This is a genomic window from Shewanella sp. JNE2 (genome assembly GCF_023159115.1).
GTDB classification, from domain to species: Bacteria; Pseudomonadota; Gammaproteobacteria; order Enterobacterales; family Shewanellaceae; genus Shewanella; species Shewanella putrefaciens.
The window spans coordinates 2,839,318-2,857,118 of record NZ_CP096169.1 but is presented as its reverse complement, the minus strand read 5'-3'; the positions used below and the strand labels follow the sequence as shown (position 1 = coordinate 2,857,118).

Annotated in this window: 9 protein-coding genes and 15 tRNA genes; 12 read left to right on the top strand and 12 right to left on the bottom strand. The window is 43.5% G+C overall.

The genetic code is table 11. The features are described from left to right. Positions 1 to 244: 244 nt before the first annotated feature. Positions 245 to 823, top strand: coding sequence for a thymidine kinase (locus MZ182_RS12705; RefSeq protein ID WP_011788841.1), 579 nt, complete (start codon positions 245 to 247; stop codon positions 821 to 823). A gap of 102 nt (positions 824 to 925) precedes the next feature. Next, entirely contained in the window at positions 926 to 3,997 is a 3,072-nt protein-coding gene (locus MZ182_RS12700; protein WP_011788842.1) for a transglycosylase domain-containing protein, read from the top strand. Between the two features lie 106 nt (positions 3,998 to 4,103). Here MZ182_RS12700 and MZ182_RS12695 read toward each other — a convergent pair whose 3' ends face one another. From MZ182_RS12695 to MZ182_RS12645, 11 genes are all read right to left on the bottom strand, one after another. Continuing rightward, entirely contained in the window at positions 4,104 to 5,483 is a 1,380-nt protein-coding gene (locus tag MZ182_RS12695) for a sigma-54-dependent transcriptional regulator (protein ID WP_011788843.1), read from the bottom strand. Beyond that, positions 5,480 to 7,291: a sensor histidine kinase gene (locus tag MZ182_RS12690; protein ID WP_011788844.1), complete on the bottom strand. Its 1,812-nt coding sequence runs from the start codon at positions 7,289 to 7,291 to the stop codon at positions 5,480 to 5,482. Before MZ182_RS12690 ends, MZ182_RS12695 begins: the two co-directional genes overlap by 4 nt. A 111-nt stretch (positions 7,292 to 7,402) precedes the next feature. Further along, a complete protein-coding gene (locus MZ182_RS12685; RefSeq protein WP_011788845.1) occupies positions 7,403 to 8,800 on the bottom strand; it encodes a TRAP transporter large permease in 1,398 nt (465 codons plus the stop codon). Further along, entirely contained in the window at positions 8,800 to 9,444 is a 645-nt protein-coding gene (locus tag MZ182_RS12680; RefSeq protein ID WP_011788846.1) for a TRAP transporter small permease, read from the bottom strand. Before MZ182_RS12680 ends, MZ182_RS12685 begins: the two co-directional genes overlap by 1 nt. 62 nt (positions 9,445 to 9,506) lie before the next feature. Next, the gene (locus tag MZ182_RS12675; RefSeq protein WP_011788847.1) at positions 9,507 to 10,529 is read right to left on the bottom strand and encodes a TRAP transporter substrate-binding protein; all 1,023 of its coding nucleotides are present in this window, start codon (positions 10,527 to 10,529) and stop codon (positions 9,507 to 9,509) included. Between the two features lie 592 nt (positions 10,530 to 11,121). After that, positions 11,122 to 11,197 (bottom strand) — tRNA-Val (locus tag MZ182_RS12670). A 28-nt stretch (positions 11,198 to 11,225) separates the two neighbouring features. Beyond that, positions 11,226 to 11,301: transfer RNA gene (locus MZ182_RS12665), tRNA-Val, on the bottom strand. 28 nt (positions 11,302 to 11,329) lie between these two features. Next, positions 11,330 to 11,405 (bottom strand) — tRNA-Val (locus MZ182_RS12660). Between the two features lie 44 nt (positions 11,406 to 11,449). Continuing rightward, a tRNA-Val gene (locus MZ182_RS12655) sits at positions 11,450 to 11,525 on the bottom strand. A gap of 37 nt (positions 11,526 to 11,562) precedes the next feature. Continuing rightward, a tRNA-Val gene (locus MZ182_RS12650) sits at positions 11,563 to 11,638 on the bottom strand. Positions 11,639 to 11,682: 44 nt separating this feature from the next. Next, positions 11,683 to 11,758 (bottom strand) — tRNA-Val (locus MZ182_RS12645). A 414-nt stretch (positions 11,759 to 12,172) separates the two neighbouring features. On the opposite strand from MZ182_RS12645, the gene gltX reads away from it, so the two are divergent. The 10 genes from gltX to MZ182_RS12595 all read left to right on the top strand — a co-directional run bounded on the left by gltX (position 12,173) and on the right by MZ182_RS12595 (position 15,545). Then, on the top strand, positions 12,173 to 13,582 hold the full coding sequence (gene gltX, locus MZ182_RS12640; protein WP_014610857.1) for a glutamate--tRNA ligase: 1,410 nt from the start codon (positions 12,173 to 12,175) through the stop codon (positions 13,580 to 13,582). A gap of 104 nt (positions 13,583 to 13,686) precedes the next feature. Continuing rightward, a tRNA-Ala gene (locus MZ182_RS12635) sits at positions 13,687 to 13,762 on the top strand. A gap of 75 nt (positions 13,763 to 13,837) precedes the next feature. After that, a tRNA-Glu gene (locus MZ182_RS12630) sits at positions 13,838 to 13,913 on the top strand. Positions 13,914 to 14,027: 114 nt separating this feature from the next. Continuing rightward, a tRNA-Ala gene (locus tag MZ182_RS12625) sits at positions 14,028 to 14,103 on the top strand. 165 nt (positions 14,104 to 14,268) lie between these two features. After that, a tRNA-Glu gene (locus tag MZ182_RS12620) sits at positions 14,269 to 14,344 on the top strand. A gap of 132 nt (positions 14,345 to 14,476) precedes the next feature. Beyond that, positions 14,477 to 14,552 (top strand) — tRNA-Glu (locus MZ182_RS12615). Between the two features lie 223 nt (positions 14,553 to 14,775). Then, positions 14,776 to 14,851, top strand: a tRNA-Glu gene (locus MZ182_RS12610). Between the two features lie 132 nt (positions 14,852 to 14,983). Beyond that, a tRNA-Glu gene (locus tag MZ182_RS12605) sits at positions 14,984 to 15,059 on the top strand. A 235-nt stretch (positions 15,060 to 15,294) separates the two neighbouring features. Further along, positions 15,295 to 15,370: transfer RNA gene (locus tag MZ182_RS12600), tRNA-Glu, on the top strand. 99 nt (positions 15,371 to 15,469) lie between these two features. After that, positions 15,470 to 15,545: transfer RNA gene (locus MZ182_RS12595), tRNA-Glu, on the top strand. Positions 15,546 to 15,926: 381 nt separating this feature from the next. Here MZ182_RS12595 and MZ182_RS12590 read toward each other — a convergent pair. Beyond that, positions 15,927 to 17,756 (bottom strand): ABC transporter ATP-binding protein, encoded by a 1,830-nt coding sequence (locus tag MZ182_RS12590; RefSeq protein ID WP_011788849.1) that lies wholly within the window; start codon positions 17,754 to 17,756, stop codon positions 15,927 to 15,929. Positions 17,757 to 17,801 lie beyond the last annotated feature (45 nt).

The following is a 17,801-nucleotide window of genomic DNA, read 5'->3' as shown; positions in this document are numbered from 1 at the left end:
AATTTGCTGGCTATTTACATTTGCATTACATCTTGTTTAGTGAGACTTAAATTAGCGTGAGTAGAAATGATGATGCAGGGGAGCGAAATTTCAGATTTGGATGTAATTTAGTGCGATTATCTTAATTCGTCATAAAAGCTTAGATAAGGATAGTGTTTTGATGGGGGAGGCAATGTTAAACTAATATGCAATTTTGCTCTGGTGATTGACACGTAAGAGATAATGTTTTTAAAGGGTATAAGTTTTGGCACAACTGTATTTTTACTATTCGTCAATGAATGCGGGCAAATCCACGTCATTATTGCAATCTTCTTATAATTATCGCGAACGTGGTATGCATACCTTAGTGATGACAGCCTCTATTGATGATAGATATGGCAAAGGTAAAGTGGCCTCCCGTATTGGTATTGAAACGGATGCACAGGTTTTTAGTAGCCAAGATAATCTGACTGAAATGATACAAGCCGTGCATCAAGTTACGCCATTAAGTTGTGTTTTATTGGACGAATGCCAGTTCTTAAGTAAAGAACAAGTAAAACAGTTGACTTATGTTGTTGATAAGCTAGATATTCCCGTGTTGTGCTATGGGCTGCGAACAGACTTTCAAGGTGAACTTTTTAGTGGTAGTCATTATTTGTTGGCTTGGGCCGATAAGTTAGTCGAGTTAAAGACGATTTGTCATTGTGGACGTAAAGCAAATATGGTGGTTCGTCTTGATGATGAAGGTAAAGTGATGCGTGAAGGTGAGCAAGTGGCTATCGGTGGTAATGAGCGTTATGAATCAGTGTGTCGCAAGCATTTTCGTGAATTTATCTGGGATTAGATTAGACAATAGACAAGATCGATATTTAGGTACCTAGATTTTACCAAAAGCGGTTAATAGTGAATAAAATACGTTCTCGCTTTATGATTTTTTGGAGCAGTTTTGCCTAATTCTACGCAAGAGATGCAGTTCGAAAATTATCGTCCTCGCCCACCGCAACCTGAGCCTAAAGCCAAGGCTCAGCCTAAGGTTAGATCTAAGGGGCGTGCTTGGTTTCTCTTTTTTATCCTTATTTTATGCTTGGCCATTTTAATTGGCCAAGAAATGAAGACTTCTTTCTACCAAGCAAAATTTATCCATCAATATGCTAAAACCCTCACCTATGAATTAAAAAATGAGCCAACGCAGTCAGTTATTTATCCAAGTTATGGTCCTTTTGATGAACGTCATGGCTATAGCAAGTTACCGAACTATATTGACAGATTATTGCAGCGAAACTTTCAGATAACGCGGCAGGTGGCATTCTCGCCAGCGTTACAAGAGTATACCCAGTTGGGGTTTTTCCCTCCTTACCATGAGAAGGCGCAATCGGGATTAACACTGCTTGATTGCCGCAATACAGATCTTTATCAGTTTACCTATCCTAAGCGGGTTTATCAGGATGACGATAAGATCCCTAATGAGATTGTGAATACCCTCTTATTTATTGAAAACCGAGAGCTTTGGACCACTGAAAATAAGCTAAACCCAGTGATAGATTGGCCACGCTTTGTGGTCGCCGGATTTAGCCAAATCGCAGAAATGCTAGGTTTTAATGTTGCCACGGCGGGTGGTAGTACTCTCGCGACTCAAATTGAAAAGTTTCGCCATTCTTCACAGGGCTTAACCTTAAGTATTAAAGATAAATTATTGCAAATTGGCTCTGCCAGCGTGCGAGTTTACCAGCAAGGTGAAAATACTGAACCCGCTCGCAAGCGCATTGTGCAGGATTACTTGAACACAGTTCCGCTATCCTCAGCACCAAATCACGGTGAAGTACATGGTATTGGTGATGGTTTATGGGCGTGGTTTGGGACGGATTTTGATACGGCTAATAAGCTGTTGTCGGCTCCGCAAATCAAAGCCAATGCGGTAAAACGCGGCCAAGTATTCCGCCAAGTGGTTGCATTAATGATTGCCCAGCGTCGTCCGTCCTATTACCTATTACAGGGGCATGAAGATTTAGAGAATCTGGTTGATAGTCATATTCGCTTGCTCGGAGAATATTATTTAATCGACCGAAATCTACGTGATGCTGCGTTAGCACAACGCCTTGAATTTAAAGTGGCGAAACCGCAACGTAATGTGCAATCGGGTGCCGATAAAGGCATTAATACGATTCGTATACGTACTGCTGGGATGCTGAATGTAGGGCTTTACGATTTAGATAGACTCGATCTCACGGTAAATAGCAGCTTGCATAGTGATTTACAGCAGCAAGTGAGTCAATACTTACGCAGTCTTGCTCAAGCGTCTACGGCAGAGCAAGTTGGCTTATTGGGTGAGCGTTTGCTTGAGCCTAACCAACTGCAGAATGTGCTCTATAGTTTTACCTTATATGAGCGAACTGATACGGCTAACCGTGTAAGGGTTCAGACTGATAGTACCGATCAACCCTTCGATATTAACGAGGGGAGTAAGCTCGAACTCGGTTCTACGGCTAAATTGCGGGTTATGGCCACTTATTTGGAGATCATTGCCGAGATCCACGATAAATATTCCAAAAAACATGGCATAGAATTAGAGTCGATTATTATCGAGCCTCGGGATCATTTAACCCGCTGGGCAATTGATTACCTTATTGTTAATCCTGATAGGCGTCTTGATCGCATGTTAGATGCGGCACTGCAGCGTGAATATTCAGCCTCACCGAATGAGCAATTCTTTACGGGTGGTGGTTTGCATGTATTTAATAACTTTAAAAAAACAGAAGATTTAAAAATACCCACACTGTACCAAGCTTTGCAGGATTCAATCAATTTACCCTTTGTGCGCCTTATGCGCGACATAGTCAATTACAGTAGCAGTATGCAAAATGAGGGCAATATGGCCCAGTTGCTACGTAATGACAAAGATCCTCGTCGCGAAGAATATTTACGGGTTTTTGCTGACAGGGAAGGTAATACCTTCGTCACTAAATTTTATCGTAAATATAAGAAAGTGGCGGCTAATGAGCGTTTAGACATGTTCTTCGATGGTCAATCCCAATCGGAACAACAACTGACGGCAGCATATCGTTATTTGCTCCCCGATGAGTCTATGGCGTCGTTTAAGGCATTTTTACAGCAGCGTCTGCCACAAACCACCTACAGTGATAAGCGCATTAAAGATCTGTATAACAAATACGGGCCTGATAAATATAATTTGCCTGATCAAGGCTATATTGCACGCGTACACCCGTTAGAACTATGGGTGCTGAAATATCTTAACCATCATCCCGATGCCAATTTGAACGATGTTAAAGAAGCCAGCCAGCAGCAGCGCCAAGAAGTCTATCGTTGGTTATTTAGAACTCGGCATAAAAATGCCCGTGATGTTCGTGTGCAAGTGATGTTAGAAGTTGAGGCCTTCTTAGATATTCATCAGCGTTGGGCGCGTTTAGGTTATCCCTTTGAGACTATGGTGCCATCTTTAGGTTCGGCCCTTGGTAGCTCTGGGGATAGACCTGCAGCCCTTGCTGAATTGATGGGCATTATCCAAAACGATGGCTACAGGTTGCCTACCGTGCGGATTAATCAATTGCATTTTGGTGTTGATACTCCTTACGAGGTGATGTTACAAAATCAGAGCCTTCAAGGTGAACGTGTTATGCGCCATGAAGTTGCACAGGCTTTAAAAGCAGCGTTGGCGAATGTGGTTCAAAATGGTACAGGACGGCGTTTAAAGGGCCTTTTTGTTGATGAACAAGGCGCTATGCTGGCGATTGGAGGAAAAACTGGCACGGGAGATAACCGTATTGTGACCCAAATGCAGCAGGGCAAAAAGGTTGCGACGACAGCCATGAACCGAACCGCGACCTTTGTATTCTATTTAGGGGATAAATATTTTGGCACTTTAACCGCTTTTGTGCCTGGTAGTAAATCCGATGATTTTAGTTTTACGTCGGCACTGCCACTGCAAGTAATGAAAGGAATGATGCCAATTTTGTCACCTTATGTGACAACGCCAAAGGGCATGTGTGTTGTAGCTGAATAAACGTATTTTTGAGATTATTAATAAAATCCCCGTTTAGATAAATCTAAGTGGGGATTTTATTAAGTTGAGTTGTGGTGCGATTTAACAGTTGAAATCGCAATATTCCCTAGTCCTCTGAATTTACATACTGCTTGCGGTCTAAATCATATTTGCGCATCTTGTCATATAAGGTTTTGCGAGGGAGTTCAAGCTGTTCCATCGTCAGTTTGATACTGCCTTTGTTGTGGCTTAAGGCTTCCTCAATCAGTACACGCTCGAAAAACTCGACCCGTTGCAGTAAAGACATGCTGGAGTGCAGACTTGGTGTATTGCCAAGTGAACCGGCAAAAGCGGCTTCTCCACCGAGGAGTACATAGCGTTCAGCCAGATTACGTAATTCACGTACATTGCCCGGCCAGTCGTGTGAGGTGAGTATGGCATTTTGCTCAGCATTTAACGCGATAAGTGCTTTGTGATATCGAGCCGATGCGACTCGCGCAAAATGTAAAAAGAGTAGGGGAATATCTTCACGTCGATCCCTTAGTGGCGGAATGGGAACCGTCACTAGATTCAAGCGGTAGAGTAAATCTTGACGAAACTCCCCAGTATCACACAGGCTTTTTAAATCAACTTTGGTGGCGGCAATCACACGTATATCTAAATTGATGCTTTTATTGGAACCTAAGCGTTCAACTTTACGATCTTCTAACACTCTGAGTAGTTTCACTTGAAGCGAGAGTGGTGTACTTTCAATTTCATCCAAAAACAGTGTGCCACCATTAGCGTATTCAAACTTACCCACCCGCATTTTATCGACCCCCGTAAAGGCACCAGCTTCGGCGCCAAAGAGTTCACTTTCGATAAGATTTTCAGGGATCGCGCCGCAGTTAATGGCCACAAAGTTGGCTTGGTTACGGTTGCTGTGATCGTGCAGATAACGGGCAACGAGTTCTTTACCTGTGCCTGTTTCTCCTTCAATCAATACGTCAGCAGGCGTATTGATGACTTGTTCAATAATATGGCGCATACGGTTAATGCCAACACTGTGCCCCAAAATACGTGGCCCGGGAACGCTTTGGCTCTCTAGCTCTTTTTTTAGTTTACGGTTTTCTAGGGTCAAACTGCGTTTATCTAAGGCACGTTTAACCACATCAAGCATATGTTCATTATTAAAGGGTTTTTCGAGAAAATCGTAAGCGCCTTGCTTTAAGGCATTAACTGCCATAGCGATATCGCCAAAACCTGTGAGTAGGACTACGGGTAAATCAGGATCTTGCTGGCGAATTTGTTGCATAAGACTAATGCCATCAAGCTGTGGCATATTCACATCGGAGATCACGACTCCGGCCCAATCTTTATCAAGCAGTTTGGCAATATCTTTAGGTTCAGTGCGAGTGATGGCTTTAATACCTTCTAGTTCGAACAATTGCACTAAGACGGTGCCTATATGTGGCTCATCATCGATGATAAGTACTGAATAGTCTTGGATTGAATTGGGCGCATTCATAGTGACTGGCGTTCCTCGAGTAAATAAATCGGTAAAATAATCTGAAAAATAGCCCCACCATTTTCGGCATTGGCGACATTAATCTGGCCTTGCATAGACTCGATGATACGTTGTGAAATTGATAGGCCTAATCCTAAACCATGGCGCTCGTTTGTCGTGAAATAGGGCTCAAAGATTTTTTCCATTTGGCTTTCGCGAACACCTGGGCCCGTATCTTGAATGCTGATACAAAACTTATCTTGTTTGCTTACCCTGATAATCAGACGGCGTTTAATTGATTGTTGCATAGCGACAATCGCATTACTCATAATGTTGACCAACACTTGCTGTAATCTGACTTTATCCCCCCAAACCTGATAATTGCCATCGGGGAGTTGTACATCCAATTCTACGCCTTGTTTATCGATAGCTGGTTGAACTATGGTTAAGGCTTGTGTGATGCAGCGATTAATATCTGTAGCACTATCAGTACCTTGGCTTTTACGAGTAAAACTTTTAAATTGGCCGACAATATCGGCGAGTCTGTCGGTGAGTTCGATAATAATTTTAAGATTATCCTGTGCCTTATCTTGCATATCCCTCGCAAGAAACGTCTGAGTGTTTTGTGCATAACTGCGCAATGCCGCCAAAGGTTGATTAAGTTCATGGTTAATACTGGCAGATAAGCTACCGATAACGGTTAGCTTTGCCGCTTGAATAAGTTCATCTTGAGTATCTTTGAGGCGTTCATTAGCTTGTTGCAAATCTTGTGTACGTTCTTCAACCCGTTGTTCAAGAAGACTTTGTGCCAGTTGCATGCGTTGTAAATTACGTCGCCGCTCTGCACTAAATAAAAGTGCTAATGCAAGCAACAGATAAATCGAAGCAGAAAGTAGCATAAGAGCGGGCATGGATTCGTGTAAGGGTTTCATAGGCGCTAGAATGTGAACTCGCCAACCCGCTTTTGTCATCTCGTGGTGGGTATCCATATATTGAGCTTGGGTTATACCCGTGCGAATTTGGTAAATATGGTCGTAGTTTTCGCCGCTATATTGATAATGTGGTTTGATTAATAGTTCGCTAATAGTCCGTTCGGCGTAGCGTTTTGAAGCATTTAGCGCGTATTGTTTAGCTTGGGTGAGTGGCGTTAAGGAGGTGAGGCGCCATTCATCAATACTGGAAATAAAAACGATATCATCGGGATCGCTGATCACAAACTGATACTGGCCCGCAATGGCAATACTGGTGCTCTGTTGCTCTATATCGGCAATATTCACTTTCACCACAATCGCGCCGAGTATACCTTTCCCACCTTGCTGATAAATCGGGTAAGAGAAGTAAAAACCACGTTTATCTGAGCTAGTACCGACGGCATAATAGCGCCCTAAATTTCCTGAAATGGCATCGGTATAATAGGGCCTGAAGGAATAATCTTTACCAATAAATGAGAAACTCTGTTGCCAGTTACTGGCGGCAATAGCAATACCCAGCGCATCAATAAGATAAATATCAGATGCTTCAGTAACATGCTGGATTTCTTCTAAATAGAGATTCAACTCTTGGACTTTTTGAGGATTCTGCTGATCGTTGAGCACCTGCGCCAGCATTGGGTTGGTCGAAAGCACGTGGGGGATACTCTCATAGCGTGAAAGCGCACCATCCAAAAAACTGACGAGTTCCTTTAATTGTTGTTCAGATTGGGTTTGGATTTCAATTTTACCTTGATGCAAATGAATCCAATAGGTCAATTTTAGGATTGCGAATAATCCCGCGAGTAGCACTATCGTCAAAAAGAGACGTTTTTTGGCTGTTGGCGTCATGGGGAGCATAGCGGGCGATCCTGATTATCACTTAACCTAAAACAAAGCGAGCCTAAGTAGGCTCGCTTAAAAACTATCTATAATCAAGGAATAATATCGACTCCTTGAGAAGACCTTTTACTAATACCCCCTTAACTTATCCAGCATCTCGGGTAAAAACAGGGATATTTGTGGCACATAGGTAATAAAGGCTAAGAAGACTAGCATCAACAATAGCCATGGGAGTACGGAGTGGATAACCCAGCCAATACTGCGTCCAGTAATCCCCGATGTCACAAAAAGGTTGAGTCCAACAGGCGGCGTTAGCATACCTATTTCCATGTTCACCACCATGATAATCCCTAAGTGAATAGGGTCAATTCCCAACTGAGTAGCAATTGGAAAGAGGATCGGTGCCATAATTAATACTATCGCAGACGGTTCCATAAAGTTCCCTGCCGCGAGTAGCAACAAGTTGACGATAATCAGGAAGCCCCAAGCGGGTAGACCCATACTGACAATATATTCGGCGATTATATGGGGTATACGCTCTGTTGTAAGTACATGCGCAAACAGCATTGCGTTAGCAATAATAAACAGCAGCATAATGCTGACTTTAGCACCATCACGCACCACATTTCGTACTTCAGTATCTACGGGGGTTTTTATTAAGCCCAATATCATATGCCATAGGTTGCGGGCAATCGCATTCGGTAGGCTTTCGCCTGAGTTGCGCCATGCGACATTTTTCAGCGGCCCAATATCACGATAACCAAATACCGCAATCAAATAAGCATACATACAAGCCACAGCAGAGGCTTCAGTTGGACTGGCAATACCGCCGTAAATGGAACCTAAAACTATCAGAATAAGTGCTAAGCCACCGAGTGCCTTAGCACTGGAAAGTCCTAATTGTTTAATGCCAGGGAAGGGGCGTGATGGTAGGTTTTTAAAACGGGCAACGATATAGATGACTACCATGAGTAGTAAACCCATTAATAAGCCAGGAATCAAACCTGCCATAAACATTCTTGCTGCTGATACTTCAGTCGCTGCCGCATACACTAACATCACAATTGATGGCGGGATCAAAATCCCAAGAGTGCCTGAGGTAGTAATGACACCAGCTGCAAATTTTTCAGGATAACCCGCTTTTACCATACCAACGATCACTATCGAACCAATGGCGGCAACGGTTGCAGGGGATGATCCTGAAACCGCAGCAAACAGCATACAGGCCATAACCGATGCCATCGCGAGACCACCACGGATATGTCCAATACTGTCCATGGCAAAGTCAATAATACGCCTTGCTACACCACCAGTTGATAAAAAGGCTGATGATAGGATAAAGAAGGGAATGGCCAGTAGCGTGTAATGCTCTGATGACGACTCATAGAGTTTTAGGGCAATAGAGGCTAAAGAGTCATTGGAGAAGAATAAAATGGTGAGCATGCTGGAAAAACCTAGCGCAATGGCGATAGGCATGCCTAAAAACATACAGACGAGTAGGGCGGTAAATAGGGTTGCAATGGCCATTATTTTACCTCCTTGTTATCTGTCGTTGTGTGAGTTTGCTGCGCACTTTCATCGATTAAATGCATACTTTCTTTCGCTTCATCGGCAAATTTTAAGCCTGAGACTTGGTTGCGGAGAATGGCGATAAATAATTCTAGAAAACGCCATGTGAGCATAGTAAAACCAATCAACAGAATACTTTGGGATAACCAAATGGGAACAGCCCCATCATCCACGTCAATTCTTAGGGTATTCCAAGCAAAATCAGGATCTAAATTATTGAGTAATGCTCTTGGAAAATGGATGTCTTCCATTGGTACACCAACGTGATACATCTGCGATAGATATTCAAAACTGCCTTTTAAAAACAATCCACAATAAATTAAACAGATTGAGGTTGTGATTAAGGAGGTGATTTTTTTTGCCTTTGGCGGCAAGCTTTTTACAAAGGCATCGACACCGATATGTGCGCCAACCTTGACTCCGTAGGACATACCAAACAACACAAACCACCCACACAGGGTTAATGTCAGTTCTTGGATCCACAGAAAACCGGTATTAAAGAAAAACCGTGCTACAACCTCTGTAAATACAAGCAGTGTCATCAGGGTAATAAGTAAATTGAGCATACCTATTTCAAAGTAACCAAAAATTCGCGATATCACAGTTTGTACTCCCCTCGCTCAAATACCGCTTAACCTCAACTAAGGTTAAGCGGTTATTTTAATTATTGTTTATTTGCAGCAACGGCGGCTTCGATGATATCTTTGCCAACTTGATCTTCGAATTTCGCCCACACAGGTTTCATTACATCTACCCATTGTTGACGTTCTGCTGGTGTTAATGTCACTAACTGTGAGCGTTTAGAATCGAGGATTAATTGTTTATCTTCGTTATCTTTCTCGGCAGCAATCTTATTCCCTAATGCGATTGACTCGTCTAAGGCTTCTTTGATGATTTTACGTTTGTCTGCGGGTAATCCTTTCCAGAAGGTATCTGAGGTCACAACCATATAATCAAGTACACCATGATTACTCTCTGTGATATGGCTTTGAACTTCATAGAATTTTTGTGAATAAGTATTAGACCAAGTATTCTCTTGACCATCGATAGCGCGGGTTTGTAGCAGGGTAAATACTTCCGAGAACGGTTTTTTTACTGGAATCGCACCAATCGCATCAAATTGAGCCGCTAATACGTCCGATGCCATCACGCGGAACTTTAACCCTTTTGCATCAGAAGGTTGTTTAAGCGGAGTATTGGCTGAGAATTGCTTCATACCATTATGTAAATAGCCTAAGCCGACAATCCCTTTACGTGTCATTGAGTTTAATAATGTTTGCCCCGCTTCACCCTGCTGGAAGCGATTTACTGCATCCATATCGTTGAATAAAAAGGGCAGATCGAATATCTGTAAACGTTTTGTGTAGCGTTCAAATTTTGAGAGAGAAGGCGCTACAAATTGCACATCATTTAATAGTAATGCTGCTAACTCGTTGTTATCCCCAAATAACTGTGAGCTAGGGTATACACTGACTTTGTATTCACCCGGTAAGCGTTGTTCAACCAACTCTTTAAATTTCAACGCCATTTGGCCTTTGGGGGTGTTTTCTGCAACCACATGAGAAAACTTAATTTCGACGGGGGCTGCAAGTACGTTAAAACTGGTTGCAATAACAGATGCAATAGCAAGCATCTTCGCAACAGTTTTCAATGGGCGGTTCATACTAATCTGTTGATTCAATGTCATTTTGAGTTCCTTTTTCTGTTGTTAGGATTTGTCCTCAGTCTTGGTTAGTTTGTTACCAAGTGTGAGTAGGAATACAGCCTTGACTTCCCTGAGGTCTGTTCTACTTAACGCAAATACCACGCCAACTTACATTGAAGTCTGTAAGTGTTTGGTTAACAAAGTGTAGTTCATTTGATGTGTGTCACACCGCTGAATTGGTGGGCGAGATCTCGCTCACACTGATATAGTAAATGGGTGGGAACCCACCCAAAAGTTAATAGTGGCTTTATTTCTATTGAATATAGAGTGCCGACTAAGTGAGCAGAATGCGTTATTTTTAGATCAAAATGTGATTTATAAATCAATGCTCCTTAAATCAAAACTTGCCGCGGTTGCTATTTTGTCATCGGTGTTAATTGGAATTATTGCCGGTACATAGCAGGGCTAAAAAAGCATTTAAGAGGGCATTTGTACTGAGCTGGCTGTATTTATGGCGTATTTTATAAGTATTGTTTGTGGTTAATTTAATGAGGAAAAGATATTTACAGGCAAGGATGTTGTAGTTAGATCTTGAGCGTAGATTTAGCTTGGGGCTTCGAACAACAGGGGGATATGGTGGTCGCTACTGGGCTCGAACCAGTGACCCCCTCCTTGTAAGGGAGGTGCTCTCCCAGCTGAGCTAAGCGACCTGGGATTTTAATTAGGTATTGCAGAATATGGTGGTCGCTACTGGGCTCGAACCAGTGACCCCCTCCTTGTAAGGGAGGTGCTCTCCCAGCTGAGCTAAGCGACCTGGGATTTTAATTGGGTATTGTAGAATATGGTGGTCGCTACTGGGCTCGAACCAGTGACCCCCTCCTTGTAAGGGAGGTGCTCTCCCAGCTGAGCTAAGCGACCTGGGATTTTACATTACACAATTGGAGTCATTATTCACTGAAGAATGGTGGTCGCTACTGGGCTCGAACCAGTGACCCCCTCCTTGTAAGGGAGGTGCTCTCCCAGCTGAGCTAAGCGACCTGGGAATGACTTACACAGTCCTGTAAATTAAGTTATATGGTGGTCGCTACTGGGCTCGAACCAGTGACCCCCTCCTTGTAAGGGAGGTGCTCTCCCAGCTGAGCTAAGCGACCTGGGATATAACTATTATCTACAGCGGTTATTTCTTTCAAATAAATGGTGGTCGATACTGGGCTCGAACCAGTGACCCCCTCCTTGTAAGGGAGGTGCTCTCCCAGCTGAGCTAATCGACCTCGCTGTGTGGAGCCGTATTATAGGGAGGTTCGATCTAGTGTCAACGCTTTTTAATGAAAAAAGCATTGGTCGCGCTATTTTTGTTCGCATTGACTTAATGTTAAACATATCACCGATTAAAGTGTTATTTCAGGGGGTTGTACAGTGCAGAGACTTATCGGCATAGATCATTCATATGGGCTGAGATAAAGTCAGCAAAGTCATCATTGATTTTCGTTTTCATATGTACCCAAACCACCTGAATCCTGCGCCTTCAGGTGGTTTGGGTATTAAAGGTCATGATTCAGAGATCCAATTTAATGAGATGGGATATTTGCCCCATTTGCAGGGCCTGCTTTGACTGTTAGAATAAGCCCACTTTTTATCGTACTTGTCTTTATTTAGACGACTTTTATATAGGTTAGTGTCCCATTATGACAACTAAGACGCGTTTTGCCCCTAGTCCTACCGGTTTCTTGCATGTTGGTGGTGCCCGTACTGCACTTTATTCTTGGTTACAAGCCCGTGCCAATAACGGTGAGTTTGTATTACGTATTGAAGATACGGATATTGAGCGTTCAACTCAAGCTGCTTGCGATGCGATTTTAGAAGGCATGAACTGGCTAGGTTTGACATGGGACGAAGGCCCATATTACCAAACTAAGCGTTTTGACCGTTATAACGAAATCATTGCTCAAATGTTAGAAAAGGGCACAGCGTATAAATGTTACTGTTCACGTGAGCGAATCGATGCCTTAAGAGAATCACAGGCCGCTAACGGTGAAGCGCAAAAATACGATGGTTGCTGCCGTGATTTGCCTGCCCGTGACACTGATGAGCCTTTTGTGGTGCGTTTTAAAAATCCAATCGGTGGTTCAGTGGTATTTGATGACCATGTTCGTGGTCGTATTGAATTTTCTAATGACGCATTAGATGATTTGATCATTGCTCGTACCGACGGCGTGCCAACATATAACTTCTGCGTAGTCGTTGATGATTGGGATATGGGGATTACCTGTGTGGTGCGTGGTGAAGATCATATCAATAATACGCCTCGTCAAATTAACATCCTCAAAGCGTTAGGTGCACCAATTCCTGAATATGCGCATGTATCGATGATTTTGGGTGATGACGGCGCTAAGTTATCTAAGCGCCATGGCGCTGTTAGCGTAATGCAGTACCGTGATGATGGCTATTTACCTGAAGCGTTGCTCAACTATTTAGTGCGTTTAGGTTGGTCACACGGTGATCAAGAAGTTTTCTCTTTAGAGGAAATGAAGCAATACTTTAAGCTAGACGATATTAATAAGGCGCCTTCAGCCTTTAATACCGATAAGCTGGTTTGGTTGAACCAACACTATATTAAGACGCTTGACCCTGAATATGTGGCAACTCACTTACAATGGCACATGGACGACCAAAAGATTGATACCTCAAATGGTCCAGCATTAGCCGAAGTGGTCACAGCATTAGCAGAACGCGCTAAGACGTTAAAGGAATTAGCCGCTTCTAGTCGTTACTTCTATGAAGACTTTGCAGACTTTGATGCTGAGCAGGCGAAAAAACATTTACGTGGTGTTGCGTTAGAACCGTTGCAATTGGTACAACAAAAATTAGCCGCATTAACTGAATGGACGGTTGAAGCAATACATCAGGCAATTGAACAAACGGCAACTGAATTAGATGTAGGTATGGGGAAAGTTGGCATGCCTCTGCGTGTTGCTGTAACGGGAGCAGGGCAGTCTCCAGGTTTAGATATCACATTATTTTTAATAGGAAGAAGTCGCTCTGAGCAAAGAATATCCAAAGCGATTGAATTTGTAGCAGATAGAATAAATTCCTAAAAAACGAGTTGACACTTTTAGGTGTGCTGCATAGAATGCGCCACGCAGTTGAGACACAGGCTGGCTAAAGCTTGCAGTGCACTTAATTGAGTTAAATAAGTTTTGGGGCTATAGCTCAGCTGGGAGAGCGCTTGCATGGCATGCAAGAGGTCGACGGTTCGATCCCGTCTAGCTCCACCAAACTTACCGTAGATGTTAGACGGGAATCTTTCTTCTTATATTAAGAAAGAAAAGTTCAAATTAATATGTCCTTGTGTCCCCTTCGTCTAGAGGCCTAGGACACCGCCCTTTCACGGCGGTAACAGGGGTTCGAATCCCCTAGGGGATACCATCTATATTTTATAGAGAGTGGTTCCTAGCAAATAACTAACGAGTTGTTTGGTAAGAACAAAATCTAATTCTATGCTCATGCCCACTGTTAAAGTTCGGTGTTGAAGCAGAATTTGGGGTTATAGCTCAGCTGGGAGAGCGCTTGCATGGCATGCAAGAGGTCCACGGTTCGATCCCGTGTAGCTCCACCAATTTACTGCCTTATTAAGCTGGAACTTTTTATAATGGAAAGTTCGAATTAATATGTCCTTGTGTACGCTTCGTTCTTTAGAAGAGAGTGCCTAGGACACCGTAGATGTTAAACGGGAACCTTTCTTTTTATATAAGAAGGAAAAGTTCAAATTAATATGTCCAGGGTCCCCTTCGTCTAGAGGCCTAGGACACCGCCCTTTCACGGCGGTAACAGGGGTTCGAATCCCCTAGGGGATACCATCTATATTTTATAGAGAGTGGTTCCTAGCAAATAACTAACGAGTTGTTTGGTAAGAACGAGACATTTGCTTCCTAGCCTACTGAAGTGAATGTGTTACAAAGCTCGGTTACGAGTTAAAACATAAGTCCTGTGTCCCCTTCGTCTAGAGGCCTAGGACACCGCCCTTTCACGGCGGTAACAGGGGTTCGAATCCCCTAGGGGATACCATCTATATTTTATAGAGAGTGGTTCCTAGCAAATAACTAACGAGTTGTTTGGTAAGAACGAGACGTTTGCTTCCTAGCCTACTGAAGTGAATGTGTTACAAAGCTCGGTTACGAGTTAAATCATAAGTCCGGGTCCCCTTCGTTCTTTAGAAGAGAGTGCCTAGGACACCGTAGATGTTAAACGGGAACCTTTCATAACGAAAAGTTCAAATTAATATGTCCGGGTCCCCTTCGTCTAGAGGCCTAGGACACCGCCCTTTCACGGCGGTAACAGGGGTTCGAATCCCCTAGGGGATACCATCTATATTTTATTGAGAGTGGTTCCTAGCAAATAACTAACGAGTTGTTTGGTAAGAACGAGACATTTGCTTCCTAGTCTACTGAAGTGAATGTGTTACAAAGCTCGGTTACGAGTTAAAACATAAGTCCTGTGTCCCCTTCGTCTAGAGGCCTAGGACACCGCCCTTTCACGGCGGTAACAGGGGTTCGAATCCCCTAGGGGATACCATCTATATTTTATAGAGAGTGGTTCCTAGCAAATAACTAACGAGTTGTTTGGTAAGAACGAGACGTTTGCTTCCTAGCCTACTGAAGTGAATGTGTTACAAAGCTCGGTTACGAGTTAAATCATAAGTCTGGGTCGCCTTCGTTCTTTAGAAGAGAGTGCCTAGGACACCGTAGATGTTAAACGGGAACCTTTCTTTTTATATAAGAAGGAAAAGTTCAAATTAATATGTCCTTGTGTCCCCTTCGTCTAGAGGCCTAGGACACCGCCCTTTCACGGCGGTAACAGGGGTTCGAATCCCCTAGGGGATACCATCTATATTTTATAGAGAGTGGTTCCTAGCAAATAACTAACGTGTTGTTTGGTTGGAGCAGTAAGTAAGACCTCCGTTATGAGGTGAAACATAAGTCCGGGTCCCCTTCGTCTAGAGGCCTAGGACACCGCCCTTTCACGGCGGTAACAGGGGTTCGAATCCCCTAGGGGATACCACTTCAACTAAAGTTAATCGCTAACGTTAGTTGAACACAATAAACCACCTAAAGGTGGTTTTTTTGTACCTATCATTCTTTATTGTTCCACAAGCCACAAGCCACAAGCCACAAGCTACAAGCTACAAGCTACAGGCTACAAGCCACAACTCATTGCTCATTCAGCTTGGTCTTATGATCGGGTTTCTGCGCTTTTATTGGTTGTAGACTTGCTTGCAGCATAATTGTATTGAGGTCTTGAAATGATGGCTCGTTATTGCAATGGCAGGCGCTTAGTTCAGAAAGCTTGCTCGACAAACTAACAGGTGGACTATGTTATGGGTAATAAAAAAGGCGACTCAATGTCGCCTTTAAAATCAAAGTACTGAGTTATAATTTAACATTATTCAACCCCTAAGAATCCACCGGTTTGGTGGGCCCATAATTGAGCATAAATACCGCCTGCGGCGATGAGTTCATGGTGCGTGCCTTGCTCAACGACTCGGCCTTGATCTAATACAATTAACCTGTCCATCGCGGCAATAGTCGAAAGTCGATGGGCAATCGCGATCACTGTCTTGCCTTGCATTAATTCATACAAACTTTCTTGGATTGCAGCTTCGACTTCGGAATCTAGCGCAGAGGTGGCTTCATCAAGCAGTAAAATGGGCGCATTTTTCAATAAAACCCGCGCGATGGCGATACGCTGTCTTTGGCCGCCAGAGAGTTTTACGCCGCGTTCACCCACTTGGGCATCTAAGCCATGATTACCGTTAGGATCACTGAGCCCTTGAATAAAGTCATAGGCTTGAGCTTGTTTGATCGCACGATCAAGTTGCTCTTCACTGGCACTGGGATTGCCGTACAGAATATTCTCGCGAATGGTGCGGTGCAATAGGGAGGTATCTTGTGTCACCATGCCAATTTGTGAGCGTAGCGAATCCTGTTTAACGGTTTTAATGTCTTGGTCATCGATATTAATCTGACCTTTTTCAACATCGTAGAATCGCATTAGTAGATTCACTAGGGTCGATTTACCCGCGCCAGAACGCCCCACTAAGCCAACTTTTTCACCTGCTTTAATATTCAGATTCAGATCTTCAATCACGCCAGTCTGCTCACCGTAATGGAAACACACTTGGTTGAAATCAATCTTGCCATGATTGACGACCAGCGCCTTTGCGTTTGGCTCATCTTGGATGATCGTTGTTTTCGATAAGGTGTTCATTCCATCGGTAACTGTGCCGATATTTTCGAATAACGAACTGATTTCCCACATGATCCACTGTGACATGCCGTTTAAACGCAGTGCTAAACTGACCGCAATGGCGATGGCGCCGACCGTAATTGCGCTATCGGTCCATAGGGCTATCGATACTGCTGCAATACTAAAGGCCAACAGATAGTTGATGATTTGCACGCTGACGCTGATCCCCGTCACTAAGCGCATTTGGCGATAAACCGTGTCTAAAAATATCCGCATACTGGATTTGGCGTATTCGGCTTCTTTTTGCGTGTGGGCGAATAGCTTCACTGTGGTGATGTTGGTATAGCTGTCGACGATACGGCCTGTCATGGTTGAGCGGGCATCGGCTTGCTCGGTAGAGACACTTTTTAGTCTAGGCACAAAGTACCATTGCAGCCCAACATACAGTGCAAGCCAGACGAGCATAGGTATGACTAAGCGCAGATCAGCGCTGGCGATCATCACCAGCATAGAGGTGAAATACACTAAAATGTATACCAACACATCGAGCAATTTCATCACAGTTTCGCGTACGGCTAAGGATGTTTGCATCACTTTCGTGGCGATTCTGCCAGCAAAATCATCTTGATAAAACGATACACTTTGTTTTAGCAAGTAACGGTGGGCGAGCCAACGGATCGACATGGGATAATTGCCAAGCAAGGTTTGATGCATGATAAGCGCATGCAGTAATACCAATATTGGCATCACAATTATCACCATACCTCCCATCAGCATTAAGGTCGTGCCTTCGTCTTGGAATAAGGTTTCGGGATTTTTTTTCACCAGCCAATCCACTAATTGGCCCATGAACCCGAACAGTGACACTTCAAGCATGGCCAGCATGGCGGTCAGCACTGACATTAAGATCAGCGGCAGTTCGTAGCCCTTAGTATAGTGGCGACAAAAAGCATAAACCCCTGTGGGTGGCTTAGTGGGTTCATCATCGGGTAGGGCTTCAACCCAGGATTCAAATCGTTTAAACATGAATTAACTCTATGGTGAGATAAAAAATAGTCGCGTATAGCATAT